Source organism: Marinospirillum alkalitolerans, assembly GCF_045055655.1.
Lineage (GTDB): Bacteria > Pseudomonadota > Gammaproteobacteria > Pseudomonadales > Halomonadaceae > Marinospirillum > Marinospirillum alkalitolerans.
The window spans coordinates 14599-36502 of sequence record NZ_JBANFI010000007.1; the positions used below are offsets into that span (position 1 = coordinate 14599).

General features: G+C 50.4%; 36 protein-coding genes. 33 read left to right on the forward strand and 3 right to left on the reverse strand.

Annotated features, from left to right (window positions below; genetic code table 11):
- The first annotated feature begins 12 nt into the window (after nucleotides 1-12).
- The 32 genes from rpsL to rplQ all read left to right on the forward strand — a co-directional run bounded on the left by rpsL (nucleotide 13) and on the right by rplQ (nucleotide 18101).
- Entirely contained in the window at nucleotides 13-384 is a 372-nt protein-coding gene (gene rpsL, locus V6U78_RS10965; protein ID WP_405340599.1) for a 30S ribosomal protein S12, read from the forward strand.
- A gap of 96 nt (nucleotides 385-480) precedes the next feature.
- On the forward strand, nucleotides 481-951 hold the full coding sequence (gene rpsG, locus V6U78_RS10970) for a 30S ribosomal protein S7 (RefSeq protein ID WP_405340602.1): 471 nt from the start codon (nucleotides 481-483) through the stop codon (nucleotides 949-951).
- Between the two features lie 15 nt (nucleotides 952-966).
- Nucleotides 967-3072 carry an elongation factor G gene (gene fusA, locus V6U78_RS10975; protein WP_405340605.1) on the forward strand — a complete coding sequence of 702 codons (2106 nt, stop codon included), beginning with the start codon at nucleotides 967-969 and terminating at the stop codon, nucleotides 3070-3072.
- Nucleotides 3073-3106: 34 nt separating this feature from the next.
- On the forward strand, nucleotides 3107-4300 hold the full coding sequence (gene tuf / locus V6U78_RS10980) for an elongation factor Tu (protein WP_405340608.1): 1194 nt from the start codon (nucleotides 3107-3109) through the stop codon (nucleotides 4298-4300).
- A gap of 171 nt (nucleotides 4301-4471) precedes the next feature.
- Nucleotides 4472-4783, forward strand: coding sequence for a 30S ribosomal protein S10 (gene rpsJ / locus V6U78_RS10985; RefSeq protein WP_072326854.1), 312 nt, complete (start codon nucleotides 4472-4474; stop codon nucleotides 4781-4783).
- Between the two features lie 118 nt (nucleotides 4784-4901).
- Complete coding sequence (gene rplC, locus V6U78_RS10990) at nucleotides 4902-5543, forward strand: 50S ribosomal protein L3 (RefSeq protein WP_405340611.1); 642 nt, start codon at nucleotides 4902-4904, stop codon at nucleotides 5541-5543.
- A gap of 12 nt (nucleotides 5544-5555) precedes the next feature.
- On the forward strand, nucleotides 5556-6161 hold the full coding sequence (gene rplD, locus V6U78_RS10995; RefSeq protein ID WP_405340614.1) for a 50S ribosomal protein L4: 606 nt from the start codon (nucleotides 5556-5558) through the stop codon (nucleotides 6159-6161).
- Nucleotides 6158-6454 carry a 50S ribosomal protein L23 gene (gene rplW, locus V6U78_RS11000; RefSeq protein WP_405340617.1) on the forward strand — a complete coding sequence of 99 codons (297 nt, stop codon included), beginning with the start codon at nucleotides 6158-6160 and terminating at the stop codon, nucleotides 6452-6454. Before rplD ends, rplW begins: the two co-directional genes overlap by 4 nt.
- Before the next feature lie 16 nt (nucleotides 6455-6470).
- Nucleotides 6471-7295 (forward strand): 50S ribosomal protein L2, encoded by an 825-nt coding sequence (gene rplB, locus V6U78_RS11005; protein ID WP_405340620.1) that lies wholly within the window; start codon nucleotides 6471-6473, stop codon nucleotides 7293-7295.
- Between the two features lie 18 nt (nucleotides 7296-7313).
- Nucleotides 7314-7589: a 30S ribosomal protein S19 gene (gene rpsS / locus V6U78_RS11010; protein ID WP_405340623.1), complete on the forward strand. Its 276-nt coding sequence runs from the start codon at nucleotides 7314-7316 to the stop codon at nucleotides 7587-7589.
- A 14-nt stretch (nucleotides 7590-7603) separates the two neighbouring features.
- Nucleotides 7604-7936 carry a 50S ribosomal protein L22 gene (gene rplV / locus V6U78_RS11015; RefSeq protein ID WP_405340626.1) on the forward strand — a complete coding sequence of 111 codons (333 nt, stop codon included), beginning with the start codon at nucleotides 7604-7606 and terminating at the stop codon, nucleotides 7934-7936.
- An 11-nt stretch (nucleotides 7937-7947) separates the two neighbouring features.
- Nucleotides 7948-8646, forward strand: coding sequence for a 30S ribosomal protein S3 (rpsC, locus tag V6U78_RS11020; protein WP_405340629.1), 699 nt, complete (start codon nucleotides 7948-7950; stop codon nucleotides 8644-8646).
- Nucleotides 8647-8657: 11 nt separating this feature from the next.
- Nucleotides 8658-9071: a 50S ribosomal protein L16 gene (gene rplP, locus V6U78_RS11025; RefSeq protein WP_405340632.1), complete on the forward strand. Its 414-nt coding sequence runs from the start codon at nucleotides 8658-8660 to the stop codon at nucleotides 9069-9071.
- A complete protein-coding gene (gene rpmC / locus V6U78_RS11030) occupies nucleotides 9071-9265 on the forward strand; it encodes a 50S ribosomal protein L29 (protein WP_405340635.1) in 195 nt (64 codons plus the stop codon). The genes rplP and rpmC overlap by 1 nt, the downstream gene beginning before the upstream one ends.
- Nucleotides 9265-9531 carry a 30S ribosomal protein S17 gene (gene rpsQ / locus V6U78_RS11035; protein WP_405340638.1) on the forward strand — a complete coding sequence of 89 codons (267 nt, stop codon included), beginning with the start codon at nucleotides 9265-9267 and terminating at the stop codon, nucleotides 9529-9531. Before rpmC ends, rpsQ begins: the two co-directional genes overlap by 1 nt.
- Before the next feature lie 40 nt (nucleotides 9532-9571).
- Nucleotides 9572-9940, forward strand: a complete 369-nt coding sequence (rplN, locus tag V6U78_RS11040) for a 50S ribosomal protein L14 (RefSeq protein ID WP_072326865.1) — start codon at nucleotides 9572-9574, stop codon at nucleotides 9938-9940.
- A gap of 15 nt (nucleotides 9941-9955) precedes the next feature.
- Nucleotides 9956-10273, forward strand: a complete 318-nt coding sequence (rplX, locus tag V6U78_RS11045) for a 50S ribosomal protein L24 (protein WP_405340642.1) — start codon at nucleotides 9956-9958, stop codon at nucleotides 10271-10273.
- 17 nt (nucleotides 10274-10290) lie between these two features.
- The gene (gene rplE, locus V6U78_RS11050) at nucleotides 10291-10830 is read left to right on the forward strand and encodes a 50S ribosomal protein L5 (RefSeq protein WP_405340645.1); all 540 of its coding nucleotides are present in this window, start codon (nucleotides 10291-10293) and stop codon (nucleotides 10828-10830) included.
- A gap of 10 nt (nucleotides 10831-10840) precedes the next feature.
- Nucleotides 10841-11146, forward strand: a complete 306-nt coding sequence (gene rpsN, locus V6U78_RS11055; RefSeq protein ID WP_405340648.1) for a 30S ribosomal protein S14 — start codon at nucleotides 10841-10843, stop codon at nucleotides 11144-11146.
- Between the two features lie 24 nt (nucleotides 11147-11170).
- Entirely contained in the window at nucleotides 11171-11563 is a 393-nt protein-coding gene (gene rpsH / locus V6U78_RS11060; protein WP_405340651.1) for a 30S ribosomal protein S8, read from the forward strand.
- A gap of 11 nt (nucleotides 11564-11574) precedes the next feature.
- Nucleotides 11575-12111, forward strand: a complete 537-nt coding sequence (rplF, locus tag V6U78_RS11065; RefSeq protein WP_405340654.1) for a 50S ribosomal protein L6 — start codon at nucleotides 11575-11577, stop codon at nucleotides 12109-12111.
- Between the two features lie 9 nt (nucleotides 12112-12120).
- The gene (gene rplR / locus V6U78_RS11070) at nucleotides 12121-12471 is read left to right on the forward strand and encodes a 50S ribosomal protein L18 (RefSeq protein ID WP_405340657.1); all 351 of its coding nucleotides are present in this window, start codon (nucleotides 12121-12123) and stop codon (nucleotides 12469-12471) included.
- Between the two features lie 11 nt (nucleotides 12472-12482).
- Nucleotides 12483-12983, forward strand: coding sequence for a 30S ribosomal protein S5 (gene rpsE, locus V6U78_RS11075; protein ID WP_405340925.1), 501 nt, complete (start codon nucleotides 12483-12485; stop codon nucleotides 12981-12983).
- A gap of 4 nt (nucleotides 12984-12987) precedes the next feature.
- Complete coding sequence (rpmD, locus tag V6U78_RS11080; protein WP_405340660.1) at nucleotides 12988-13167, forward strand: 50S ribosomal protein L30; 180 nt, start codon at nucleotides 12988-12990, stop codon at nucleotides 13165-13167.
- A gap of 2 nt (nucleotides 13168-13169) precedes the next feature.
- Complete coding sequence (gene rplO, locus V6U78_RS11085) at nucleotides 13170-13604, forward strand: 50S ribosomal protein L15 (RefSeq protein ID WP_405340663.1); 435 nt, start codon at nucleotides 13170-13172, stop codon at nucleotides 13602-13604.
- Between the two features lie 17 nt (nucleotides 13605-13621).
- Entirely contained in the window at nucleotides 13622-14950 is a 1329-nt protein-coding gene (gene secY / locus V6U78_RS11090; protein ID WP_405340667.1) for a preprotein translocase subunit SecY, read from the forward strand.
- A gap of 30 nt (nucleotides 14951-14980) precedes the next feature.
- Nucleotides 14981-15094 (forward strand): 50S ribosomal protein L36, encoded by a 114-nt coding sequence (rpmJ, locus tag V6U78_RS11095; RefSeq protein ID WP_072326876.1) that lies wholly within the window; start codon nucleotides 14981-14983, stop codon nucleotides 15092-15094.
- Nucleotides 15095-15222: 128 nt separating this feature from the next.
- Nucleotides 15223-15579 carry a 30S ribosomal protein S13 gene (rpsM, locus tag V6U78_RS11100; protein WP_405340671.1) on the forward strand — a complete coding sequence of 119 codons (357 nt, stop codon included), beginning with the start codon at nucleotides 15223-15225 and terminating at the stop codon, nucleotides 15577-15579.
- A 49-nt stretch (nucleotides 15580-15628) separates the two neighbouring features.
- Entirely contained in the window at nucleotides 15629-16012 is a 384-nt protein-coding gene (gene rpsK / locus V6U78_RS11105) for a 30S ribosomal protein S11 (RefSeq protein WP_405340674.1), read from the forward strand.
- A gap of 12 nt (nucleotides 16013-16024) precedes the next feature.
- A complete protein-coding gene (rpsD, locus tag V6U78_RS11110) occupies nucleotides 16025-16645 on the forward strand; it encodes a 30S ribosomal protein S4 (RefSeq protein WP_405340677.1) in 621 nt (206 codons plus the stop codon).
- A 36-nt stretch (nucleotides 16646-16681) separates the two neighbouring features.
- Nucleotides 16682-17683 carry a DNA-directed RNA polymerase subunit alpha gene (locus V6U78_RS11115; protein ID WP_405340680.1) on the forward strand — a complete coding sequence of 334 codons (1002 nt, stop codon included), beginning with the start codon at nucleotides 16682-16684 and terminating at the stop codon, nucleotides 17681-17683.
- Between the two features lie 40 nt (nucleotides 17684-17723).
- Nucleotides 17724-18101: a 50S ribosomal protein L17 gene (gene rplQ, locus V6U78_RS11120; protein WP_405340683.1), complete on the forward strand. Its 378-nt coding sequence runs from the start codon at nucleotides 17724-17726 to the stop codon at nucleotides 18099-18101.
- Nucleotides 18102-18239: 138 nt separating this feature from the next.
- On the opposite strand, the gene lpxL is transcribed toward rplQ, so the two are convergent.
- Together lpxL and V6U78_RS11130 are read right to left on the reverse strand one after the other, a co-directional pair.
- Nucleotides 18240-19178: an LpxL/LpxP family Kdo(2)-lipid IV(A) lauroyl/palmitoleoyl acyltransferase gene (lpxL, locus tag V6U78_RS11125; RefSeq protein WP_405340686.1), complete on the reverse strand. Its 939-nt coding sequence runs from the start codon at nucleotides 19176-19178 to the stop codon at nucleotides 18240-18242.
- Between the two features lie 6 nt (nucleotides 19179-19184).
- Entirely contained in the window at nucleotides 19185-20486 is a 1302-nt protein-coding gene (locus tag V6U78_RS11130; protein ID WP_405340689.1) for a TolC family outer membrane protein, read from the reverse strand.
- Nucleotides 20487-20796: 310 nt separating this feature from the next.
- Between V6U78_RS11130 and V6U78_RS11135 the strand changes: the two genes are divergently transcribed.
- The gene (locus tag V6U78_RS11135; protein WP_405340692.1) at nucleotides 20797-21330 is read left to right on the forward strand and encodes a hypothetical protein; all 534 of its coding nucleotides are present in this window, start codon (nucleotides 20797-20799) and stop codon (nucleotides 21328-21330) included.
- A 6-nt stretch (nucleotides 21331-21336) separates the two neighbouring features.
- Here V6U78_RS11135 and V6U78_RS11140 read toward each other — a convergent pair whose 3' ends face one another.
- A complete protein-coding gene (locus V6U78_RS11140; RefSeq protein ID WP_405340695.1) occupies nucleotides 21337-21828 on the reverse strand; it encodes a cyclic nucleotide-binding domain-containing protein in 492 nt (163 codons plus the stop codon).
- Nucleotides 21829-21904: the final 76 nt, after the last annotated feature.

The window sequence follows — 21904 nt, forward strand, 5'->3', positions numbered from 1 at the left end:
GAGTTTGCTTGCATGGCAACAATTAATCAGTTGGTTCGCAAGCCACGTAAACGTAAGGTAGCCAAGAGCGACGTTCCTGCGCTTCAGGCCTGCCCACAAAGACGTGGTGTTTGTACTCGTGTTTACACGACTACACCTAAGAAGCCTAACTCGGCATTACGTAAAGTATGTCGTGTGCGCTTAACAAACGGTTATGAAGTTTCTTCCTACATCGGTGGTGAAGGCCATAACCTGCAAGAGCACTCAGTTGTTCTGATCCGTGGTGGTCGAGTCAAAGACTTACCTGGTGTGCGCTATCACACAGTTCGCGGTGCGCTGGACACCTCTGGTGTACAAAACCGTAAGCAAGGCCGTTCTAAGTACGGTGCGAAGCGTCCTAAGTAATTTTAAATTAATAACCGTCTGATAAGAGTAAGGCTGGGCCGTTAGATATTTATTTGGTGTCCTAGAGTTACCTGAAGACCGTTTTGAGGGCTTATCATGCCAAGAAGAAGAGTTGCGGCGAAACGTGAAGTTCTGCCAGATCCTAAGTACGGAAATGAGCGTTTAGCTAAGTTTATTAACCATGTCATGGAAAGCGGCAAGAAATCCGTTGCCGAGCGTATCGTTTATGGCGCTCTGAGCAAAGTGGAAGAACGCACCAAGAAAGATCCTCTTGAGGTTTTTGAGAAAGCCCTTGAGTCGATCCAGCCGCTTGTCGAGGTTAAATCTCGCCGTGTTGGTGGCGCTACCTACCAAGTGCCTGTTGAAGTTCGTGCATCACGTCGTACCGCTCTGGCTATGCGCTGGTTGGTGGATTTCGCACGTAAGCGTGGCGAAAAGTCTATGGACCTCCGTCTGGCAGGTGAAATGCTGGATGCTGCAGAAGGTAAGGGTGCAGCGGTCAAGAAGCGTGAAGATGTGCATCGCATGGCAGAAGCAAACAAAGCCTTTTCACACTACCGCTTCTAAAAAAGGGGGCCCCAAGTGGCACGTAAGACTCCGATTAATCGCTACCGTAACATTGGTATTTGTGCGCACGTTGATGCAGGCAAAACCACCACGACTGAGCGTGTTCTCTACTATACCGGTGTAAACCACAAGTTAGGTGAGACGCACGATGGTGCATCCACAACTGACTGGATGGAGCAGGAGCAAGAGCGTGGTATTACTATCACCTCAGCTGCTGTGACCACCTTCTGGAAGGGGATGGATCACCAGTTTGAAGAGCACCGTATTAACGTTATCGATACTCCTGGGCACGTTGACTTCACGATCGAAGTTGAGCGTTCACTGCGTGTACTCGATGGCGCTGTCGTTGTGTTCTGTGGTTCTTCAGGTGTTGAGCCTCAGTCTGAAACTGTTTGGCGTCAAGCAAACAAATACGAAGTGCCGCGTCTTGTTTTCGTTAACAAGATGGACCGCTCTGGTGCTGATTTTGAGCGCGTTATTGGTCAGATCAAAGATCGCCTCGCGGCAACGCCAGTCGCTATTCAGCTGAATATTGGTGCTGAAGACGAGTTTGAAGGTGTGATCGATTTGATGCGCATGCAGGCCATCTACTGGAACGATGCTGACAACGGCATGACCTACGAGCTGCGTGATATACCTGCGCACCTGGTTGAGAAGGCCGAGAAGTACCGTGAAGAGATGATCGAAGCGGCCGCAGAAGCCAATGAAGAGCTGATGAACAAATACCTTGAAGAAGGTGAGCTCACCATTGAAGAAGTCAAAGCCGGTCTGCGTCAGCGCGTGATCAACAACGAAATCGTTCTGGCCATGTGTGGTTCTGCATTCAAGAACAAGGGTGTACAAGCTGTTCTAGATGCGGTTATCGAATACCTGCCTGCACCTGATGAAGTTGCGGCGATTGAAGGTGAGCTGGAAAACGGCGAAACCGGTACGCGTCCTGTTGATGACAAAGAGCCCTTTGCTGCTCTGGCGTTTAAGATCGCGACCGACCCCTTCGTTGGTACACTGACTTACATCCGCGTCTACTCGGGCGTTCTGGAAAGTGGTTCCGGTGTCTATAACTCCGTGAAGCAGAAGAAAGAGCGTGTTGGCCGTCTGGTGCAGATGCACGCCAACAACCGTGAAGAGATCAAAGAAGTGCGCGCTGGTGACATCGCGGCTTGTGTTGGTCTGAAAGATGTGACCACAGGTGATACCCTGTGCGACACCGATCACAAGATCGTTCTCGAGCGCATGGAATTCCCTGATCCAGTAATCTCGGTCGCCGTTGAGCCTAAGTCTAAGGCCGACCAAGAGAAAATGGGTATTGCGTTGGGCAAGCTGGCTCAAGAAGATCCATCTTTCCGCGTGAAGACTGACGAAGAATCAGGTCAGACGATTATTTCAGGTATGGGTGAACTGCACCTGGATATCATCATCGACCGTATGCGTCGTGAGTTTAAAGTTGAAGCGAATATCGGTAAGCCACAGGTTGCCTACCGCGAAACCATTCGTAAGAAGGTGGAGCAAGAAGGTAAGTTTGTGCGTCAGTCAGGTGGTCGTGGTCAGTATGGTCACGTTTGGCTGAAAATCGAGCCACTCACCGATAAAGGTGAAGATGGCGAGAAGACTTACGAATTCGTTAATGAAATCGTTGGTGGTGTAGTGCCACGTGAATACGTTCCTGCTGTAGATAAAGGCTGTTTTGAGCAGCTGCAAAACGGCGTATTGGCTGGCTACCCAATGATCGATGTTAAGGTAACCCTCTTTGACGGTTCTTACCACGACGTCGACTCTAACGAAATGGCCTTCAAAATTGCTGGTTCTATGGCAATCAAAGAAGGTGCTAAGAAAGCAGGTGCTGTGCTGCTTGAGCCAATAATGAAGGTTGAAGTGGTCACGCCTGAAGACTACATGGGCGACGTTATGGGCGATTTGAACCGCCGTCGTGGCCTTGTTCAGGGTATGGATGACATTCCAGCAGGACGTGTTATTCGTGCCAAGGTGCCGCTTGGCGAGATGTTCGGTTATGCAACCGACCTGCGCTCAGCGACCCAGGGTCGTGCCAGTTACTCCATGGAGTTTCTTGAGTACGCCGAGGCGCCGGCTAGCATTGTTGAAGCCGTAATTAAACAGAAGTAATTTAAATCTGCCGTTAACTGAAGAGGTTATCGTTGTGGCTAAAGAAAAATTTGAACGTAGTAAACCCCACGTCAACGTTGGTACGATCGGTCACGTTGACCATGGTAAAACCACTCTGACTGCTGCTCTGACTCGTGTTTGTGCAGAAGTCTTCGGCGGCACCGCTGTTGCATTCGACGGTATCGACAATGCGCCTGAAGAGCGTGAGCGCGGTATTACTATCGCTACTTCGCACGTAGAATACGAATCAACTATTCGTCACTACGCGCACGTCGACTGCCCAGGCCACGCTGACTATGTTAAGAACATGATCACTGGTGCGGCGCAGATGGATGGTGCAATCCTGGTTTGTTCCGCAGCTGACGGCCCCATGCCTCAGACGCGTGAGCACATCCTGCTGTCTCGTCAGGTTGGCGTTCCTTACATCGTTGTGTTCATGAACAAAGCGGACATGGTTGACGATGAAGAGCTGCTGGAACTGGTTGAGATGGAAATTCGTGACCTGCTGTCTATGTACGACTTCCCAGGCGACGACACTCCAATCATCATCGGTTCTGCTCTGATGGCTCTGAACGGCGAAGATACCAATGAAATGGGTACCACCGCTGTTAAGAAGCTGGTTGAAGCTCTGGATGCTTACATCCCTGAGCCTGAGCGTGCGATCGACAAGCCATTCCTGATGCCTATCGAAGACGTTTTCTCTATCTCTGGTCGTGGTACTGTTGTGACTGGTCGTGTAGAGCGCGGTATCGTTAAGACTGGCGAAGAAATCGAAATCGTTGGTATCGTTGACACAGTAAAAACCACCTGTACTGGTGTTGAAATGTTCCGTAAGCTGCTCGACGAAGGTCGTGCTGGTGAGAACATCGGTGCCCTGCTGCGTGGTACTAAGCGTGACGACGTACAGCGTGGTCAGGTTCTGGCCAAGCCAGGCTCAATCAAGCCGCACACCCAGTTTGAAGCAGAAGTTTACGTTCTGTCAAAAGACGAAGGTGGCCGTCACACGCCTTTCTTCAAGGGCTACCGTCCTCAGTTCTACTTCCGTACAACTGACGTAACGGGTTCTTGTGAACTGCCAGAAGGCGTAGAAATGGTTATGCCTGGTGACAACGTGAAGCTGGTTGTTACTCTGATTGCACCTATCGCTATGGAAGACGGTCTGCGTTTCGCAATTCGCGAAGGTGGTCGTACCGTTGGCGCCGGTGTTGTTGCCAAAATCATCGCTTAATTGTTGATGATTTAGAAAAAGAAGAGGGTCTCTGGTCAGAGGCCCTCTTGTTTTTATATAAACTTGCTGCCTAGGGTTTGACTTCTTCTGAATCCTGACACTATAATGCTGCTCCTTTTTTAAGGGCAGAAGTTGTCTGTACCTGGTAGTCCGTATCGGAGCATTGGAAAAATGCAAGACCAAAAAATCCGTATTCGGCTGAAATCGTTTGATCATCGTCTGATCGATCAGTCTGCGCTCGAAATTGTTGAAACTGCGAAGCGTACTGGTGCTCAGGTGAAGGGTCCGATCCCTCTGCCGACTCGTAATGAAAAGTTTACTGTGCTGATCTCTCCGCACGTAAACAAAGATGCACGTGATCAGTACGAAATTCGTACCCACAAGCGCGTTCTCGACATCGTTGAGCCAACAGAAAAAACTGTTGATGCACTGATGAAGCTTGAACTGGCTGCTGGTGTTGACGTGCAAATCAGCCTGGGTTAATCCAGCTGGTCTATTGAGCGTTTCGCGTCGAGAGGCGCTATACAATTGAGATAGTGGAATGCCCTGGAAAAGGCAGCCATAGCGGGTGATAGCCCCGTACACTAATAGGAGGCATGAAATGGCTCTTGGTTTAGTCGGTAAGAAAAGCGGCATGACCCGCATTTTCACCGAAGACGGTGTTTCTATACCTGTCACCGTGATTGAAGTCACTCCTAACCGTGTCACACAGCTGCGTTCACTTGAAGTGGATGGTTATGTTGCTGTGCAGGTTACTGCTGGAACACGCAAAGCCAAGCATTTGACTCAAGCGCAAGCCGGTCACTTTGCTAAAGCTGGCGTAGAAGCGGGCAGCATTGTTCGTGAGTTCCGTCTTGAAGACGGCCAGGACAGCCCAGAAGTTGGTGCTGAACTGTCTGTTGATCTCTTCGCTGCTGGTCAGCTGATTGATGTTACTGCCACATCTAAAGGTAAGGGTTTCCAAGGTGCTGTTAAGCGCTGGAACTTCCGTACCCAGGATGCGACTCACGGTAACTCTCTCTCCCACCGTGCACCTGGCTCTATCGGTCAAAACCAAACTCCTGGACGCGTGTTCAAGGGTAAGAAAATGGCCGGTCAGATGGGTAATGAGCGCGTCACTGTACAATCCTTGGAAATCGTTCGTGTAGATGGCGAGCGTAATCTGCTGCTGATTAAAGGCGCAGTTCCAGGTGCGACTGGCAGTGATGTGATTGTTCGTCCCGCCGTCAAAGCTCGCAGCTAAGAGGATAGACATATGAACCTGAATCTTGCCGGAGCTCAGGGTACTGTCGAAGTATCTGATGTGACCTTTGGAAAAGAATTCAATGAAGCACTGGTGCACCAGGTTGTTACAGCCTACCTGTCAGGTGCCCGTCAGGGTAGCCGTGCGCAAAAAACCCGTGCTGAAGTTGCTGGCGGTGGTAAAAAGCCTTGGCGTCAAAAAGGAACTGGTCGTGCGCGTTCTGGTACAGCCACTTCTCCAATCTGGCGTAAGGGTGGCGTGACCTTTGCTGCGCGTCCACAAGACCACAGTCAGAAAGTCAACAAGAAGATGTATCGCGCGGCGATGCGCTCTATTCTGTCAGAATTAGCGCGCCAAGACCGTCTGATCGCTGTTGAAGACTTTGCTGTTGATGCACCTAAGACTAAGTTGTTAGCGAACAAGCTGGCTGAAATGCAGCTGGAAAAAGTTTTGATCGTCACTGCTGAGTTGAATAGCAACCTGTATCTGGCTGCTCGCAACCTGCCTCATGTTGACGTGATCGAAGCCAGTGCCGCTGACCCTGTAGCTCTGATTGCCTACGAAAAAGTGTTGGTCACTGTGCCAGCTCTGCGTCAATTCGAGGAGAAATTAGGATGAATCAGGAGCGCGTATTTCAGGTATTGCTCGGTCCACACATGACCGAGAAAGCTGCCATCCTTGCTGATAACAAAAATCAGTTTGTATTTAAGGTAGCTCAAGATGCGACCAAGCCTGAAGTCAAAAAAGCAGTAGAACAGCTTTTTGATGTCAAGGTTGAGTCTGTGCGCGTGGTCAATGCCCGCGGCAAAACTCGCCGTACACTGCACGGCATCGGTCGACGCAAAGGTGTTCGCAAGGCCTATGTAAGCCTCGCGGAAGGTCAATCGATCGATTTCGCTGACGCGGAATAAGGCAAGAGGTTGAATCATGGCAGTTATAAAAGCTAAGCCAACATCAGCCGGTCGTCGTCACCTCGTTAAAGTGGTGAACAAGGATCTGCACAAGGGTGCGCCTTACGCACCATTGGTAGAGACTCTGCGTAAGTCTGGCGGCCGCAATAATATGGGACGTATTACTACTCGTCATATCGGCGGTGGTCATCGTCAGCATTACCGTATTATCGATTTTAAGCGTAACAAAGACAGCGTTGTCGGCATCATTGAGCGTTTGGAATATGATCCCAATCGTTCAGCTAACATCGCTCTGGTGAAATACCTGGATGGTGAGCGTCGTTACATCATTGCCCCTAAAGGCGTGAGTGCAGGCGATCAAATCCAGTCAGGTGTTGATGCACCAATCAAGCCAGGTAATACCCTGCCACTGCGCAACATGCCTATGGGTGCCACAGTTCATTGTATCGAACTGAAGCCAGGTAAGGGTGCTCAGATGGCGCGTTCAGCTGGTGCCTCAGCTCAGCTGGTCGCTCGTGAAGGTGCTTATGCCACTTTACGTCTGCGTTCAGGTGAGACGCGCAAAGTGCTGGTAGACTGCCGCGCCACTTTAGGCGAAGTCAGTAACTCAGAGCACAGCTTGCGTGTATTGGGTAAAGCTGGTGCAAGCCGCTGGCGTGGTGTTCGCCCAACGGTTCGTGGTACAGCGATGAACCCAGTGGATCACCCTCATGGTGGTGGTGAAGGCCGCAACATGGGTAAGCATCCAACTACGCCTTGGGGTGTGCCAACCAAGGGTTACAAAACTCGCAAAAACAAGCGTACGAACAATCTTATCGTTCGTCGTCGTAAAGCGAAATAACGTTAAGGGGATACCGCTGTGCCTCGTTCACTGAAGAAAGGTCCTTTCATTGACCTTCATCTGCTGAAAAAAGTGGAAGTTGCGGTCGCAGGTAACGACAAAAAGCCAATTAAAACTTGGTCGCGTCGTTCAATGATCATTCCAGATATGATCGGCCTGACAATTGCAGTCCACAATGGTCGCCAGCATGTACCGGTTTACATCACTGAAGAGATGGTCGGTCACAAGCTGGGTGAATTTGCTGCTACGCGTACCTATAAGGGACATGTAGCTGATAAGAAAGCCAAGCGCTAATCTAGGAGGTTATGATGGAAGTCGCCGCAAAAATGCGTGGTGCCCGTCTGTCCGCACAGAAGGCCCGCTTGGTTGCTGATCAGGTGCGTGGAAAGAAGGTTGCCGATGCACTGAATCTGTTAAGCTTCAGCCCTAAAAAAGCAGCCACGCTGGTAAAAAAGGTTCTTGAGTCTGCGATTGCTAATGCAGAGCACAACAACGGTGCAGATATTGATGAGCTGCGTGTCTCAACCATTATGGTTGATGAAGGCATGACAATGAAGCGCATTAAGCCACGTGCCAAAGGTCGTGCTGATCGTATTCTTAAGCGCACTTGCCATATCACCGTTAAGGTAGCAGACCGGTAAGGAGTCACCCTATGGGTCAGAAAGTCAATCCAACTGGAATACGCTTAGGTATTGTCAAAGATCATACCTCGACTTGGTATGCTGAAGGTCAAGCCTATGCTGACAAGCTGAACAATGACTTGGAAGTACGCAGCTTCTTAGAAGAGCGTCTTAAGCAAGCCGCTGTTAGCCGTATCCAGATCGAGCGTCCAGCTAATAACGCTCGTGTCACCATTCACACTGCGCGTCCTGGCATTGTGATTGGTAAGAAAGGCGAAGACGTTGAGCGTCTGCGCAAAGATGTATCTGATATGATGGGCGTGCCTGTTCATATCAATATTGAAGAAGTTCGTAAGCCTGAACTGGATGCCGGTCTTGTTGCGCAAAGCGTAGCTGGACAGCTTGAGCGCCGCGTCATGTTCCGTCGTGCTATGAAGCGCGCGGTACAGAACGCCATGCGTCTCGGTGCCAAGGGTATTAAAATCCAGGTCGGTGGTCGCCTTGGTGGTGCAGAGATTGCTCGCTCTGAGTGGTATCGTGAAGGTCGTGTACCTTTGCACACTCTGCGCGCAGACATCGACTACGCCACTGCTGAAGCCCACACCACTTACGGGGTGATTGGTGTGAAGGTATGGATCTTCAAAGGTGAGATCCTAGGCGGGATCGAAGAGGTGCGTGCGAATGCTGCAAAACAGCAACAGCCTGCACCCAAGAAGAAAGGTTCCAAGTAAGGGGATAGTCGATGTTACAGCCCAAGCGTACAAAATTTCGCAAGATGCACACCGGCCGCAACCGTGGTCTGGCATTGCGCGGAAACAAGGTTAGCTTTGGTGAATTCGGTCTAAAAGCTACCGGTCGTGGTCGTTTGACTGCGCGCCAGATTGAGGCGGCACGTCGTACTATGACTCGCCACATCAAACGTGGTGGTAAAATTTGGATTCGCGTTTTCCCAGACAAACCGATTACTGAAAAACCATTAGAAGTTCGTATGGGTAAAGGTAAGGGTAATGTGGAGTATTGGGTTGCCCTGATCCAGCCTGGAAAGGTTCTCTACGAAGTAGAAGGCGTTTCTGAAGAGCTGGCTCGTCAGGCATTTGCTCTTGCAGCCGCCAAACTTCCCATTCCGACAACTTTTGTTAAACGGACGGTGATGTAATGAAAGCTCAAGAACTGCGTGAGAAATCCGCTGACGAGCTCAAGGAACAGCTGCACAGTCTGTTGCGTGAGCAGTTTCAGCTGCGCATGCGCAAAGTGACAGGCCAACTTGGTCAGACTCACTTGCTCAAGCAGCTGCGTCGCGACGTAGCACGGGTTAAAACCGTGCTCAACGATAAGGCAGGTAATGAATAATGGCCGAAGTCGAAAAGAAAGCCAGAACAGTCACCGGTAAAGTGGTGAGCGATAAAATGGACAAGTCCATTACTGTAAGTATTGAGCGCAGTGTGGCTCACCCACTTTATGGTAAGTACGTCCGCCGCTCGACGAAGCTTCATGCTCATGATGAAGTGAACGATGCTCGCATCGGTGACACCGTAACCATTCAAGAAACTCGTCCTCTTTCAAAGACGAAATCTTGGAAACTGGTTGAGATTGTTGAGCGGGCTAAAGAAGTCTGATGATCAGACTTCTGAGCTGCTTAAAGTTTGGAGATAACTCATGATTCAGACGCAATCAATGCTGGATGTTGCCGATAACAGCGGCGCGCGTCGAGTAATGTGCATTAAAGTCCTCGGTGGTTCACACCGTCGCTATGCACGTGTTGGTGACATTATTAAAGTTACCGTTAAAGATGCTATCCCGCGTGGTAAGGTGAAAAAAGGTCAGGTTCTTAAGGCTGTGGTTGTCCGCACCAAGGCACCGGTACGTCGTCCCGATGGCTCCGCAATCCGTTTTGATGGCAATGCTGCCGTTATTCTGGATAACAAGGATGCCCCAATGGGGACCCGTATTTTCGGGCCAGTGACACGTGAGCTGCGTGGCGACAAGTTCATGAAGATCATTTCCTTGGCACCTGAAGTGCTGTAAGGAGCGAGGCCGGTTATGCGCAAAATCAAACGTGACGATGAAGTCATCGTCATAGCAGGCAAAGACAAGGGTAAGCGTGGCACTGTAAAGCGTGTATTGAAAAATGATCGCTTTATTGTATCAGGTGTGAATATGATCAAGCGCCACACGCGCCCAAACCCCTATGCCAATCAGCCTGGCGGCATTATTGAGCGCGAAGCGCCCATTCATGCTTCCAACGTTGCCATTTTCAATAATGAAACGGGTAAAGCTGATCGAGTAGGGTTCAAGGTCCTGGACGATGGTTCCAAGGTACGTATTTTCAAGTCGACTCAAGCTGAGATCGGCGCCTAATCAAGTCAGGTATCAGCATGGCTAGATTGAAAAAGCTTTACCAAGAAGAAGTAGCAGCCAAACTGAAGCAAGAGCTTGGCTTAAAAAATGTAATGGAAGTGCCACGGATCACCAAGATCACCCTGAATATGGGTGTCGGCGAAGCCCTTAACGATAAAAAGTTAATGGAAAACGCTGTGGCTGATCTCGAAAAACTTAGTGGACAAAAGCCAATCGTGACTAAAGCACGCAAATCAATTGCAGGCTTTAAAGTTCGCGAAGGCTGGCCAATCGGTTGCAAAGTGACTCTGCGTGCCGAGCGCATGTGGGAGTTCTTAGATCGCCTGGTCGACATTTCAATTCCGCGTATTCGTGACTTCCGCGGTTTGAATCCTAAGTCTTTCGACGGTCGTGGTAACTATAGTATGGGTGTGCGTGAGCAGATCATCTTCCCCGAAATCGATTACGACAAGGTGGATAAGGTACGCGGTCTGGATATCACGATCACGACAACCGCCCGTAATAACGACGAAGGCCGTGCGCTGCTAACCGCGCTGGGCTTCCCGTTCAAGAAGTAAGGGGATAGACATGGCTAAGGTTTCCATGCTTCAGCGTGAGCTCAAACGTGCTAAGCTGGTCGAGAAGTACGCAGCCAAGCGCGCTGAGCTGAAGGCAATCATTGCTAATCCACAGACCTCGGAAGAGGACCAGTGGGCAGCATTGCAGCAACTTCAGAAGCTGCCACGCGATTCTAGTCCTTCACGTCAGCGTAATCGCTGCCGTGCAACAGGACGTCCGCATGGTTTTTATAACAAGTTTGGCCTGGGCCGTAACGCGCTGCGTAAAGCAGCTATGCGTGGCGATGTTCCCGGTCTGCGCAAGTCCAGCTGGTAAGCAGGATCCAGGAGTGCAAAGCGAATGAGCATGCAAGACACCCTGGCGGATATGGTTACCCGTATTCGCAATGCACAAATGGCAACTAAACAGACGGTCACCATGCCGTCTTCCAAGATGAAAGTGGAAGTTGCCCGGGTGCTGAAAGAAGAAGGTTACATTGCTGACTACCAAGTCTCTGGCGATGTTAAGCCTGAATTGACTGTCACTTTGAAGTACTTTGAAGGTAAAGCGGTCATCGAGAAGATCGAACGTGTGAGCAAGCCAAGTCTGCGTCAGTACAAAGGCAAGAGCAATCTGCCTAGCGTTGCTGGTGGCCTGGGTGTCGCGATTGTTTCCACCTCTAAAGGTGTGATGACTGATCGTGCAGCACGTGCGGCCGGTGTCGGTGGCGAAGTCATCTGCACCGTGTTCTAAGGGAGAGTATAATGTCCCGTGTAGCAAAGCAAACGATTGAACTGCCAGCTGGTGTTGATCTTCAGATCAAAGACGGCACGCTGACTGTAAAAGGCAGCAATGGCACACTTGAGCTTTCCTTGCACAAGCAAGTTGATGTTCAAGTCGAAGATAAAACTGTGAAGGTCGCTGCGGCGAACCCTAACAGCAAAGCCGCCTGGGCTCATGCCGGAACTACCCGTGCACTAGTCAACAATATGGTGACTGGTGTTTCTCAAGGCTTTACTCGTACGCTTGAGATCAATGGTGTTGGTTATCGTGCACAAGCCAAAGGGCAAACCATTAATTTAACCTTGGGCTTCTCCCATCCTGTGGAGTATGCGCTGCCGGCTGCTGTTACTGCTGAAACCCCAAGCAACACGCAAATCGTTCTGAAAAGTGCTGATAAGCAGCTTTTAGGACAGGTTGCTTCAGAAATTCGTAGTTTCCGCCGCCCTGAGCCTTATAAAGGCAAGGGTATCCGCTATAGCGATGAGCAGGTTCGTCGTAAAGAAGCCAAGAAGAAGTAAGGCAGGGTTATGAACGCGAAGAAAGAATCTCGTTTACGTCGTGCCCGCCGTGCCCGCGCCAAAATACGCGAGCTGGGTGCGATCCGGTTGTGCGTCAATCGCACGCCGCGGCATATTTATGCACAGATTATTTCCGCCGATGGCGGTCAGGTTTTGGCCAGCGCCTCAACTCTGGATTCTAGTCTGCGTAGCGGTGCGACCGGCAACATCGATGCGGCCACACAAGTCGGCAAGTTAATTGCTCAACGTGCAAAAGCGGCAGGTATTTCCGCCGTTGCTTTTGACCGTGGCGGTTTTAAATATCATGGTCGCGTAAAAGCCCTCGCTGATGCGGCTCGTGAAGGCGGCCTGGAATTCTAAAGGGTGTGACAATGGCAAATATCGAAAAAAATGCCGGTGACCTCCAGGAAAAACTGGTACAAGTCAACCGTGTTGCCAAGGTAGTGAAGGGCGGTCGAATCTTCGGCTTCACCGCACTCACTGTTGTAGGCGACGGCAAAGGCCGTGTGGGTTTTGGTCGTGGTAAGGCGCGTGAAGTGCCAGTCGCTATTCAAAAGGCGATGGAACAGGCGCGTCGTAACATGGTTAACGTCCAGCTGGATGGTACAACCCTACAGTATCCTGTACGTGCTGCGCATGGCGCTTCTAAAGTGTTCATGCAGCCCGCTTCAGAAGGTACGGGTATCATTGCCGGTGGTGCTATGCGCTCTGTGCTGGAATTAGCTGGCGTCCAGAACGTTTTGGCCAAATGCTATGGTTCGACTAACCCGGTCAACGTTGTCCGTGCAACAGTGAAAGGTCTGGCTGCGATGCATGCACCAGAAGATATCGCTGCTAAGCGTGGCAAGACCGTAGAAGACATTCTGGGGTAATACCATGGAGAAATTAAAAGTCACTCTGGTGCGCAGCCCTATCGGTGTTTTGCCGAAGCATAAGCTGTGCGTCAAAGGTTTGGGCTTACGCCGGATCGGCCATCAAGTCGAGCTGGAAGACACTCCCGCAGTACGTGGCATGATCAATAAGGTCAACTATCTGCTGCGCGTTGAAGGAGCTTAACCATGTATCTGAATGATTTGAGCCCAGCACCTGGTTCTAAGCCAGCTGCGAAGCGTGTCGGTCGTGGTATCGGTAGCGGCTTGGGTAAGACAGGTGGCCGTGGTCACAAAGGTCAGAAGTCACGCTCAGGTGGTAAGGTTTCACCAGGTTTTGAAGGCGGTCAAATGCCTTTGCAGCGCCGTTTGCCTAAGTTTGGTTTCACTTCACACAAGGCGCCTCTTAGCGCTGAAGTGCGTTTGCATGAAATCGCTCAGGTAGAAGGTGATCTGGTCACTCTGGAAACCCTGAAAGCTGCTGATCTCATTAAAGAATCTACTCAGTTTGTTAAAGTGATTCTTTCTGGTGAAATCACTCGCCCTGTCACTCTGAAAGGCATCAAAGCCACTAAGGGTGCTCGTGCAGCGATTGAAGCGGCTGGCGGTAAAGTCGAAGACTAAAAAGAATCGAGGATGAAATGGCGAAATCCGGAAGTTTACCAGGTCAGCAAAGTGGGTTGAGTGAAGTTTGGGCCCGCCTCAGGTTCGTGGTGCTTGCGATCCTAGTTTATCGCATAGGTGCGCATGTTCCTGTTCCTGGTATTAATCCTGATCAGCTTGCTGCCATCTTCGAGCAAAACCGAGGCACCATCTTGGACATGTTTAACATGTTCTCGGGTGGTGCTTTGGAAAACATGAGTATCTTAGCACTGGGTATCATGCCCTATATTTCTGCTTCGATTATCATGCAGTTGCTGACAGCAGTGATGCCTAAGCTGGAAGCACTGAAAAAAGAAGGTGAAGCCGGTCGCCGCAAGATTAACCAATACACCCGCTACGGCACGGTGTTTTTGGCGTTTATCCAGGCGATAGGTATGTCAGTAGGTCTGGCAGGGCAAAGCGGTGTTGTTTACCTGGCTGACTTTAGTTTCTTCTTTGTCGCCGTCACAACGCTGGTCTGTGGTGCTGTCTTCCTGATGTGGTTAGGTGAGCAGATTACAGAGCGCGGTATAGGGAATGGTATTTCCTTGCTGATCTTTGCAGGTATTGTTGCAGGTTTGCCAGGTGCGATCGCCGGCTCGCTTGAGATAGCACGCAGTGAAGGTAGCTGGAATTTGATCCCCTTGCTGATCATTGGCCTGCTTGGTATTGCTACTGTCGCCTTCGTGGTGTTTATTGAGCGTGGACAGCGCCGTATTACTGTCAACTACGCTAAACGCCAGGTGGGTAACCAGGTTTATGCAGCTCAGTCTAACCATCTTCCTCTGAAGGTGAATATGGCGGGTGTCATTCCTCCCATTTTTGCTTCCAGTATTCTGCTGATGCCGGCCTCGATAGGTCAGTGGTTTGGCAGTGTAGAAGGTTGGTCGATTTTGCAGGATCTGGCACAGTTGCTCGCCCCTGGTGCGCCACTGTACATCTTGCTTTTTGCGCTGAGTGTTGTATTCTTCTGCTTCTTTTATACAGCCCTCATGTTCAACCCCAAAGAAATTGCTGAAAACCTGAAAAAATCAGGCGCTTTTCTTCCCGGGATCCGTCCTGGTGAACAAACAGCCAAGTATATTGATGGGGTGGTCACTCGCCTGACTCTCTTTGGCGCACTGTATATTACGGCTGTTTCTTTGATGCCTCAGTTTTTGCAGGTAGCCTGGAATATTCCCTTCTACGTTGGCGGCACATCTTTATTGATTGTTGTTGTCGTAGTGATGGATTTTATGGCGCAGCTGCAATCTCACCTGATGTCGCATCAGTACCAGAATCAGTCTTTGCTTAAAAAAGCTAACCTCAAGGGTTATGGCCGTCGCTAGATGGTGATCTCTCAGGGTATGGAGTGAAAGATGAAAGTTCGTGCATCTGTTAAGAAGATCTGTCGTAACTGTAAGATCATTCGTCGTCGTGGTTCTGTTCGCGTTATCTGCATTGAGCCACGTCACAAACAGCGCCAGGGTTAATCCTGGACAGGACCACTAGGTGCAACTACCCCTTGAACATTTTCTTGTCAGGGGGTATCCTTTTTCGCCCTTTGTGGACATAAAAACTGGAACCGATCTTTAGTCGGTTTGGAATCGGAGTAAATTGAATGGCACGTATTGCTGGTGTCAACATCCCCGATCACAAACACACTGTGATCTCGTTAACCTATATCTTTGGTATCGGTAAAACGCGTGCGCAGAAGGTTTGTGCTGAGGCTGGAATTCTACCCACTCGTAAAATCAGTGATTTATCGACTGAAGAGCTGGATAACCTGCGTAACGTTGTTGGTCAGTTCACTGTTGAAGGTGACCTGCGCCGTGAAGTTACACTGAACATTAAGCGTCTGATGGATCTGGGCTGTAACCGTGGTATTCGCCACCGTCGCAATCTGCCTGTTCGTGGTCAGCGCACCAAAACTAATGCGCGCACTCGTAAAGGTCCGCGTAAACCTATTCGTAAATAAGCAGTAGCGAGTTTTCTCGCGCTGCCATTATTCAGGAATGTTAAATACTATGGCTAACCCGCGCACTCGTAAAAAAGTTAAAAAGCAGGTAGTGGATGGTATCGCCCATATCCACGCCTCTTTTAACAATACGATCATTACGATCACTGATCGCCAAGGTAACACCCTTTCATGGGCTACTGCTGGTGGTTCGGGTTTTCGTGGTTCTCGTAAGAGCACCCCGTTCGCAGCTCAGGTAGCAAGCGAACGTGCCGCTAATGCGGCAGCCGAGTATGGTCTGAAGAACGTTGATGTCATGGTTAAGGGACCTGGTCCTGGCCGTGAGTCTGCTGTTCGTGCCCTGAACGCTGCTGGTTTCAAGGTCACCAACATCACCGATGTGACCCCGATTCCACACAACGGTTGTCGTCCACCGAAGAAACGCCGCGTATAAGGAGGCAGATCCATGGCTCGTTACTTAGGTCCAAAGTGCAAGCTCTCACGTCGTGAGGGTACTGATTTGCTTCTTAAGAGTGGCGTCGTCCCTTTTGAGAAGAAGTGTAAACATGAAACTGTACCTGGTCAGCATGGCCAGCGTCGTGGTCGTCTTTCTGACTACGGTTTGCAGCTTCGTGAAAAGCAAAAAGTTCGTCGTATGTACGGTGTGCTGGAAAAGCAATTCCGTAACTACTACAAAGCAGCTGCTCGCATGAAAGGTGCGACAGGTGAGAACCTGCTGCAACTGCTTGAGTCGCGTTTAGACAATGTTGTTTACCGCATGGGCTTCGGCTCCACGCGTGCCGAAGCACGTCAGTTGGTCAGCCACAAGTCTCTGACTGTGAATGGCAAGACTGTCAATGTCGCGTCTTTCCAAGTTAAGCCTGGTGATGTTGTTGCTGTGCGTGAAAAAGCAAAACAGCAGTTGCGTATCAAAAGCGCATTGCAAATTGCTGCACAGCGTGGCGATGTCTCCTGGATTGAGGTTGATGCAAACAAGATGGAAGGCACGTTCAAGTCTACGCCTGAACGCACTGACCTCTCAGCAGAAATCAACGAAAACCTCATCGTCGAGCTCTACTCTAAGTAATTTGGGTAGCCGTCTGGCAGTCTAACAGGTGTTTCTATGCAGCGTTCAGTGACAGAGTTTCTTCGTCCCCGTGATATCAAGGTGGAAACCTTGTCTCCGACTCGGGCTAAAATCATTCTTGAGCCTTTTGAAAGAGGTTTTGGGCATACTTTGGGTAATGCCCTGCGCCGTATCCTTCTTTCTTCTATGCCTGGCTGCGCGATTGTCGAGGCAGAGATTGAAGGCGTTGAGCATGAATATAGTGCCCTAGAGGGTGTTCAAGAAGATATCATTGAGATTCTTCTTAACCTCAAGCAAGTGGCTGTCAAGATGTTCACTCGTGACGATACTGTCGTGACGCTGAGTAAAACAGGTCCTGCGGTTGTCACGGCGGGTGATATTCAGGGTGATCATGACATCGAGATCGTCAATCCTGACTTGGTTATCGCACATTTGAACGAAGGCGCGCAGCTTAATATGAAGCTGCGTGTTCAGACTGGACGTGGTTACGTTCCAGCTGATGCCCGTCTTTCAGATGAAGACGAGACACGTCCAATTGGCCGTTTGGCCTTGGATGCCACGTTTAGTCCTGTTCTGCGTGTCGCTTATGCTGTTGAGGCTGCGCGTGTTGAGCAACGGACAAACCTGGATAAGTTAGTGATCGATTTAGAGACAGATGGCACTTTAGACCCTGAAGAGTCTATTCGCCGTGCAGCAACTCTGCTCCAAGAGCAGCTCGCTGCCTTCGTCGATCTGGAAACAGATAAACAACAAGAGCCGGAAGTAGAAGAAGACCAGATAGATCCAGTCTTGCTGCGTCCGGTGGATGATTTGGAGCTGACCGTTCGTTCTGCGAACTGCCTAAAAGCTGAGAACATCTATTACATCGGTGACCTCATCCAGCGCACTGAAGTCGAGTTGCTGAAGACCCCTAACCTGGGTAAAAAGTCACTGACAGAAATTAAAGATGTACTGGCTACTCGGGGCTTATCTTTGGGAATGCGTCTTGAGAACTGGCCACCTGCTAGTTTAAAGGGCGATGACAAAGTCAGCGCTTAAGGTAACTTCAAGTCTTCACGGTTTGAAAGGATAAACGACAATGCGTCATCGTAAGAGTGGTCGTAAACTCAATAGAAATAGTGCACACCGTAAGGCCATGTTCAAAAACATGAGCATTTCTCTGGTTGAGCACGAATTCATCAAAACAACTCTGCCAAAAGCAAAAGAGCTGCGTGGTGTGATTGAGCCTTTAATCACCCTAGCTAAAGTGGATAGCGTTGCAAATCGCCGTCTTGCTTTTGCTCGCACAGGTTCTAAAGAAGCTGTTGGTAAGTTGTTTAACGATCTGGGCAAGCGCTTCGCTAACCGTCCAGGTGGTTATGTTCGTATCTTAAAGTGCGGCAATCGTACTGGTGACAACGCGCCTATGGCTTACGTTGAGCTGGTTGATCGTGCACCAGCGGCTGATGCTGAATAAGTAGCAGTCGTTCCAAAAGCCAGCTTATGCTGGCTTTTTTTATGCCTGGATTTTACGGCAGGCCATTGATGGTGACAGGTTTGATAGTCGCTTTCTAACAGGCACAAGACCAGCGCCAGCATCCGTGCTGTGCGGGCTTTAAAGGCGCGATGAGCGGTGTTTATAGGGAGAGGCTAGGCTGGGGTCAGCCTGGGTCTTAAAGCGCCTGTGCATCCATAAATACTGCTCTGGATGAAGACGAATCATTTGCTCCAGCACTTGATTGACGCGAGTAGCATCTTGCAGTGCATCGTCACTCGGAAAGTTTTCGAGCGGAGGCAGATACTCCAGCGTATAGCTACGTTGATCTGGATTGCGATGCATCCGCAAAGGCAGTACAGGTGCGCCGGTCATCTTGGCAATGCGCGCGGTCATGGTGACACTGGCCGCAGTGACGCCAAAGAAGGGAGCAAAAACACTGACCTTGCGCCCAAAATCTTGATCAGGTGAGTACCAGACAGCCTTGCCTTGGCGTATACGCCTGACCAGCGCCTTTAAATCCTTCTGCGGCACCATTTGCTCATAGTGTTTTAAGCGACCTTGCTGAATAAAGGCATCCATCACTGGGTTCTTGTGCGGCTTGTAGATGGCATCACCAGGGTAGAAGAGGGTATGCAGCGCTCCACCTAGATCCAGCATGGAGAAATGCGCGCCAAGTACGAGTACGCCCTTGCCTTGTGCGAGTGCCTTGTCCATATGCTCGCGGCCAAGAAAGGTCACGCGTTCTTTGAGCTCGCTGACATCGCGCACCAGACAGGTGGCGACTTCGACCAAGCCGATTCCATTTGAGATAAAGCTTTCTTTTACCAGCTCGCGTTGTTGTTGGGGTGTTTTCTCAGGAAAGCACAGCGCAATATTGATCTCGGTGTAATGCCGCCGTTGACGTGCAAAAAGATAGGCCAAGCGGCCTATCATGCGTCCTGTGCTGATTTTGAGTGGCCAAGGCAGCCATGCCAGCAGCTTAAGTAGCAAGATGACGGCATGGGTGGGCCAGTAGCGAGGGTGCCAGGTGTGAGTGGGATAGACGCGTTTTGCCATGGATGCTTAGTTCTGTCCCGAGGTTTCGGCAATCAGCCAGCGGTTTAAATCCTGCAAATCTTGCCGATTGAGTGATCCGGCAGCACGCTTGAGGCGCAGTTGATTGACCAAATAGTTATAGCGCGCAGCATCATAGTCACGCTGCTTGGCCCACACAGCTCGTTCAGCATTTAACACATCCACGATATTGCGTGTACCCACTTCATAGCCTATCCGTGTCGCTTCAAGGGCGCTCTCTGCTGAGCGTATGGCTTGGGCCTGGGCTTGTACAGTGAGTACATCAGTATTGACCTGAGTAAAGAGGCTGCGTGTTTGCTGGAGAACCTGGCGTCGAGCGAGTTCTTCAGAGAAGCCAGCTTCTTCAAGACCTGAACTGCTGGCTGCGATTTGTGCACTGGTCCGACCACCGCCATAGAGTTCTAGTTGCGCGCGGACGCCAACCACCGTGGTGGTGTCAACGCCTTGTGGGGTGGCTTCTGAATTATTGCGATGCGAGGCATAGAGCGCGACGCTGGGAAGATGGCCTGAGCGTTCAGCGCGCAGTGCTTCTTGGGCCGTGCGTACACCAGCGGCGGCACTTTGCAGGGCTAGGTTATTATTGAGCGCCATCTCGATCCAGCTTTCACGGGTATTCGGCGTGGGTGGTGTCACTGGCGTATGATCGACCAGCACATGCAGCTGGGGGTAGCTCTGGCCGGTGAGTTGTTCTAGCGCTTCATAGCTGATCAGCAAACTGCCCTCTGCACCAATGCGCGCAGCATGGACGCCATCATAGGCTGCCTGGGCCTCAAGGACATCGGTGATGGCAATCAAGCCAACTTCATACTGCTCTCGCACCTGATCAAGCTGGCGTTGGATGGCCTGCTCTTCAGCCTGGAGGGCGCTGAGGTTGTCTTCTGCTCTGAGGACGTTGAAATAGGCTTCCGCTGTACGGAGCAGCAGGTTTTGCTCGGCATCGCGGAACTGAGCTTCCGCCAGAGCAAAGGCTTGTTGTGCGGCGCTACGTGCATACCAAGCTGGGCCGCTGAACAATACCTGCTCGGCGCTCAGGCTTAATGCCAGATTATTGGTGTCATCATTCACATTGTCAGAAGTATTCGACCAATCCGCTGTCGCGTTGATCGAGGGCAGTAAGCGAGAGGTGGCTTCACTGACGCGAGCTTGGGCCTGATCAAGACGCGTGCGCTCAATGGCGAGTTCTGGGTCTTGCTGTACGGCGTCCTGGTAGACCTGCCAAAGATCTGCGGCCAAGGTCGAGGTGGAAAGGGTCATCGCCATAATGGCGGCAGCGAGAGCTTGACGGCGCATAAGAAAGAGTTCCTTTAGGCTTAAATGGTGAGCTAGTCTAGCGAATTTAGACTTATCAGTCTACTTGGGGGCTGAAGATTTTCTGGGCTGAGTTCATAGAGGAACAGCCTGTTTGTGATGCATCTTCTGGTGATCTTGCATGATGATTCACCTGCTTATGGGGCCTGTGACAGTGGATGGTCTATTTTGGCATCGCAGCAAAAGTGATCCACAAAAAACGACGCAGATAAATAGATATAAAAGCAGTCTATAGAAAGCTTGATTGACGCCACAACTTGCATTAGTTTTAGCACTTTATGGAGGAGAATGCATGGACCGTCAATTTATGACACTCGGCTTCTATGCGGGTTTCGATCAATTTTTTAAGCCAACCTATGACATTCTGAATTACGAAAAAGAAAAAGTCTTTGGTGATACAAAGCTGATCAAGCAGTTGCTGAGTGATAAGGTCATGAAAAGTGAGAATGACCTTGAAAATCTTGCGCTCTACTTACAAGAGCAGCAGGTTTTGCATCCTTCAGGACATCTGATCGCCGGCATCGTTTTTGATCGTGCTTTGCGAGAAAAGGTATTGATTGAAATTCCTGTGCGCGAGGATGAAAAACGCTTTGCGCTGGCGTGGAGCACGGTACACAAGCTAGAAACCGTCAAGGGTGGGCTCAAGCGCACAGTGAAGCTACCCATCGGTGTTTTTGATGCAGGGACGCCGTTGCGCACGATTATTCTGGGCCTGATCCCCGCCTTTCCGCAGTTTGATATTGAGCTGGCCTTGCAAGAAGGCGTGAACAAGATGCTGGTGATGCGCCGTGAGCAGCAGCTCAAGGATGCGGCCCCGAGCGCCTAGCCTTCTCTAGCTGGTTTGAGGCTGTGGCGATACCAGCTGGTTCTCACTAAGTTTCAGATTCTGTTCTTGGATACGTTGGATCAGCTTATCTATCAGCTGGTCTTTGAGCTTTTCACGCGTGATTGGCGATAAGTTCTTCAGTGCCTGACGGCTGCAACGAAACAGAATGCTTTGCTCTAATACGACAACACTGCTGGTGCGCGGCATCTCTTTAAGAAAGCCCATTTCACCAATAATCTCCCCTGCGTGTAGCTGGGCCAAGGCCACTTGCTCTCCAGCTTCATTACGTCGTCTGACTTCCAGCAGGCCGCTTAAGGGCACATAGAGTGTGGTGTCGAGGGTGTCTTGTTGAATGATGGTTTCGCCAGGTTCGGCTATCACCAGCATGCCTTTGCCTTCAACTAATAGCAGCTTTTCATTGGCATCAAAACCGTCAAAAAATGCTACGCGATCAAGCAGCTGGATCATTTTATGGCGCAGAGTCGCAATTTGTTTCATATCACTGTCCTCCCATGAGTTCTTTCATCCTAGCAGCAGAGAAGAGATCGAGGGTCTTTTTATAGGCCCTGTGACG

Bases quoted from the DNA above. Each gene is read 5' to 3' on its own strand.
- rplD (WP_405340614.1), top strand. From the start codon at position 5,556: ATGAACCTGAATCTTGCCGGAGCTCAGGGTACTGTCGAAGTATCTGAT.
- rpsH (WP_405340651.1), top strand. From the start codon at position 11,171: ATGAGCATGCAAGACACCCTGGCGGATATGGTTACCCGTATTCGCAAT.
- rpsK (WP_405340674.1), top strand. From the start codon at position 15,629: ATGGCTAACCCGCGCACTCGTAAAAAAGTTAAAAAGCAGGTAGTGGAT.
- rpsN (WP_405340648.1), top strand. From the start codon at position 10,841: ATGGCTAAGGTTTCCATGCTTCAGCGTGAGCTCAAACGTGCTAAGCTG.
- lpxL (WP_405340686.1), bottom strand. From the start codon at position 19,178: ATGGCAAAACGCGTCTATCCCACTCACACCTGGCACCCTCGCTACTGG.
- rplV (WP_405340626.1), top strand. From the start codon at position 7,604: ATGGAAGTCGCCGCAAAAATGCGTGGTGCCCGTCTGTCCGCACAGAAG.
- V6U78_RS11130 (WP_405340689.1), bottom strand. From the start codon at position 20,486: ATGCGCCGTCAAGCTCTCGCTGCCGCCATTATGGCGATGACCCTTTCC.
- rpsE (WP_405340925.1), top strand. From the start codon at position 12,483: ATGGCAAATATCGAAAAAAATGCCGGTGACCTCCAGGAAAAACTGGTA.
- rpmD (WP_405340660.1), top strand. From the start codon at position 12,988: ATGGAGAAATTAAAAGTCACTCTGGTGCGCAGCCCTATCGGTGTTTTG.
- rpsL (WP_405340599.1), top strand. From the start codon at position 13: ATGGCAACAATTAATCAGTTGGTTCGCAAGCCACGTAAACGTAAGGTA.
- rplN (WP_072326865.1), top strand. From the start codon at position 9,572: ATGATTCAGACGCAATCAATGCTGGATGTTGCCGATAACAGCGGCGCG.
- secY (WP_405340667.1), top strand. From the start codon at position 13,622: ATGGCGAAATCCGGAAGTTTACCAGGTCAGCAAAGTGGGTTGAGTGAA.
- rpmJ (WP_072326876.1), top strand. From the start codon at position 14,981: ATGAAAGTTCGTGCATCTGTTAAGAAGATCTGTCGTAACTGTAAGATC.
- V6U78_RS11135 (WP_405340692.1), top strand. From the start codon at position 20,797: ATGGACCGTCAATTTATGACACTCGGCTTCTATGCGGGTTTCGATCAA.
- rplC (WP_405340611.1), top strand. From the start codon at position 4,902: ATGGCTCTTGGTTTAGTCGGTAAGAAAAGCGGCATGACCCGCATTTTC.
- rpsC (WP_405340629.1), top strand. From the start codon at position 7,948: ATGGGTCAGAAAGTCAATCCAACTGGAATACGCTTAGGTATTGTCAAA.
- rplP (WP_405340632.1), top strand. From the start codon at position 8,658: ATGTTACAGCCCAAGCGTACAAAATTTCGCAAGATGCACACCGGCCGC.
- rplO (WP_405340663.1), top strand. From the start codon at position 13,170: ATGTATCTGAATGATTTGAGCCCAGCACCTGGTTCTAAGCCAGCTGCG.
- rpsQ (WP_405340638.1), top strand. From the start codon at position 9,265: ATGGCCGAAGTCGAAAAGAAAGCCAGAACAGTCACCGGTAAAGTGGTG.
- V6U78_RS11140 (WP_405340695.1), bottom strand. From the start codon at position 21,828: ATGAAACAAATTGCGACTCTGCGCCATAAAATGATCCAGCTGCTTGAT.
- rplB (WP_405340620.1), top strand. From the start codon at position 6,471: ATGGCAGTTATAAAAGCTAAGCCAACATCAGCCGGTCGTCGTCACCTC.
- rplE (WP_405340645.1), top strand. From the start codon at position 10,291: ATGGCTAGATTGAAAAAGCTTTACCAAGAAGAAGTAGCAGCCAAACTG.
- rpsD (WP_405340677.1), top strand. From the start codon at position 16,025: ATGGCTCGTTACTTAGGTCCAAAGTGCAAGCTCTCACGTCGTGAGGGT.
- rplW (WP_405340617.1), top strand. From the start codon at position 6,158: ATGAATCAGGAGCGCGTATTTCAGGTATTGCTCGGTCCACACATGACC.
- rpsG (WP_405340602.1), top strand. From the start codon at position 481: ATGCCAAGAAGAAGAGTTGCGGCGAAACGTGAAGTTCTGCCAGATCCT.
- rpsM (WP_405340671.1), top strand. From the start codon at position 15,223: ATGGCACGTATTGCTGGTGTCAACATCCCCGATCACAAACACACTGTG.
- rpmC (WP_405340635.1), top strand. From the start codon at position 9,071: ATGAAAGCTCAAGAACTGCGTGAGAAATCCGCTGACGAGCTCAAGGAA.
- rpsJ (WP_072326854.1), top strand. From the start codon at position 4,472: ATGCAAGACCAAAAAATCCGTATTCGGCTGAAATCGTTTGATCATCGT.
- rplQ (WP_405340683.1), top strand. From the start codon at position 17,724: ATGCGTCATCGTAAGAGTGGTCGTAAACTCAATAGAAATAGTGCACAC.
- V6U78_RS11115 (WP_405340680.1), top strand. From the start codon at position 16,682: ATGCAGCGTTCAGTGACAGAGTTTCTTCGTCCCCGTGATATCAAGGTG.
- rplX (WP_405340642.1), top strand. From the start codon at position 9,956: ATGCGCAAAATCAAACGTGACGATGAAGTCATCGTCATAGCAGGCAAA.
- rplF (WP_405340654.1), top strand. From the start codon at position 11,575: ATGTCCCGTGTAGCAAAGCAAACGATTGAACTGCCAGCTGGTGTTGAT.
- rplR (WP_405340657.1), top strand. From the start codon at position 12,121: ATGAACGCGAAGAAAGAATCTCGTTTACGTCGTGCCCGCCGTGCCCGC.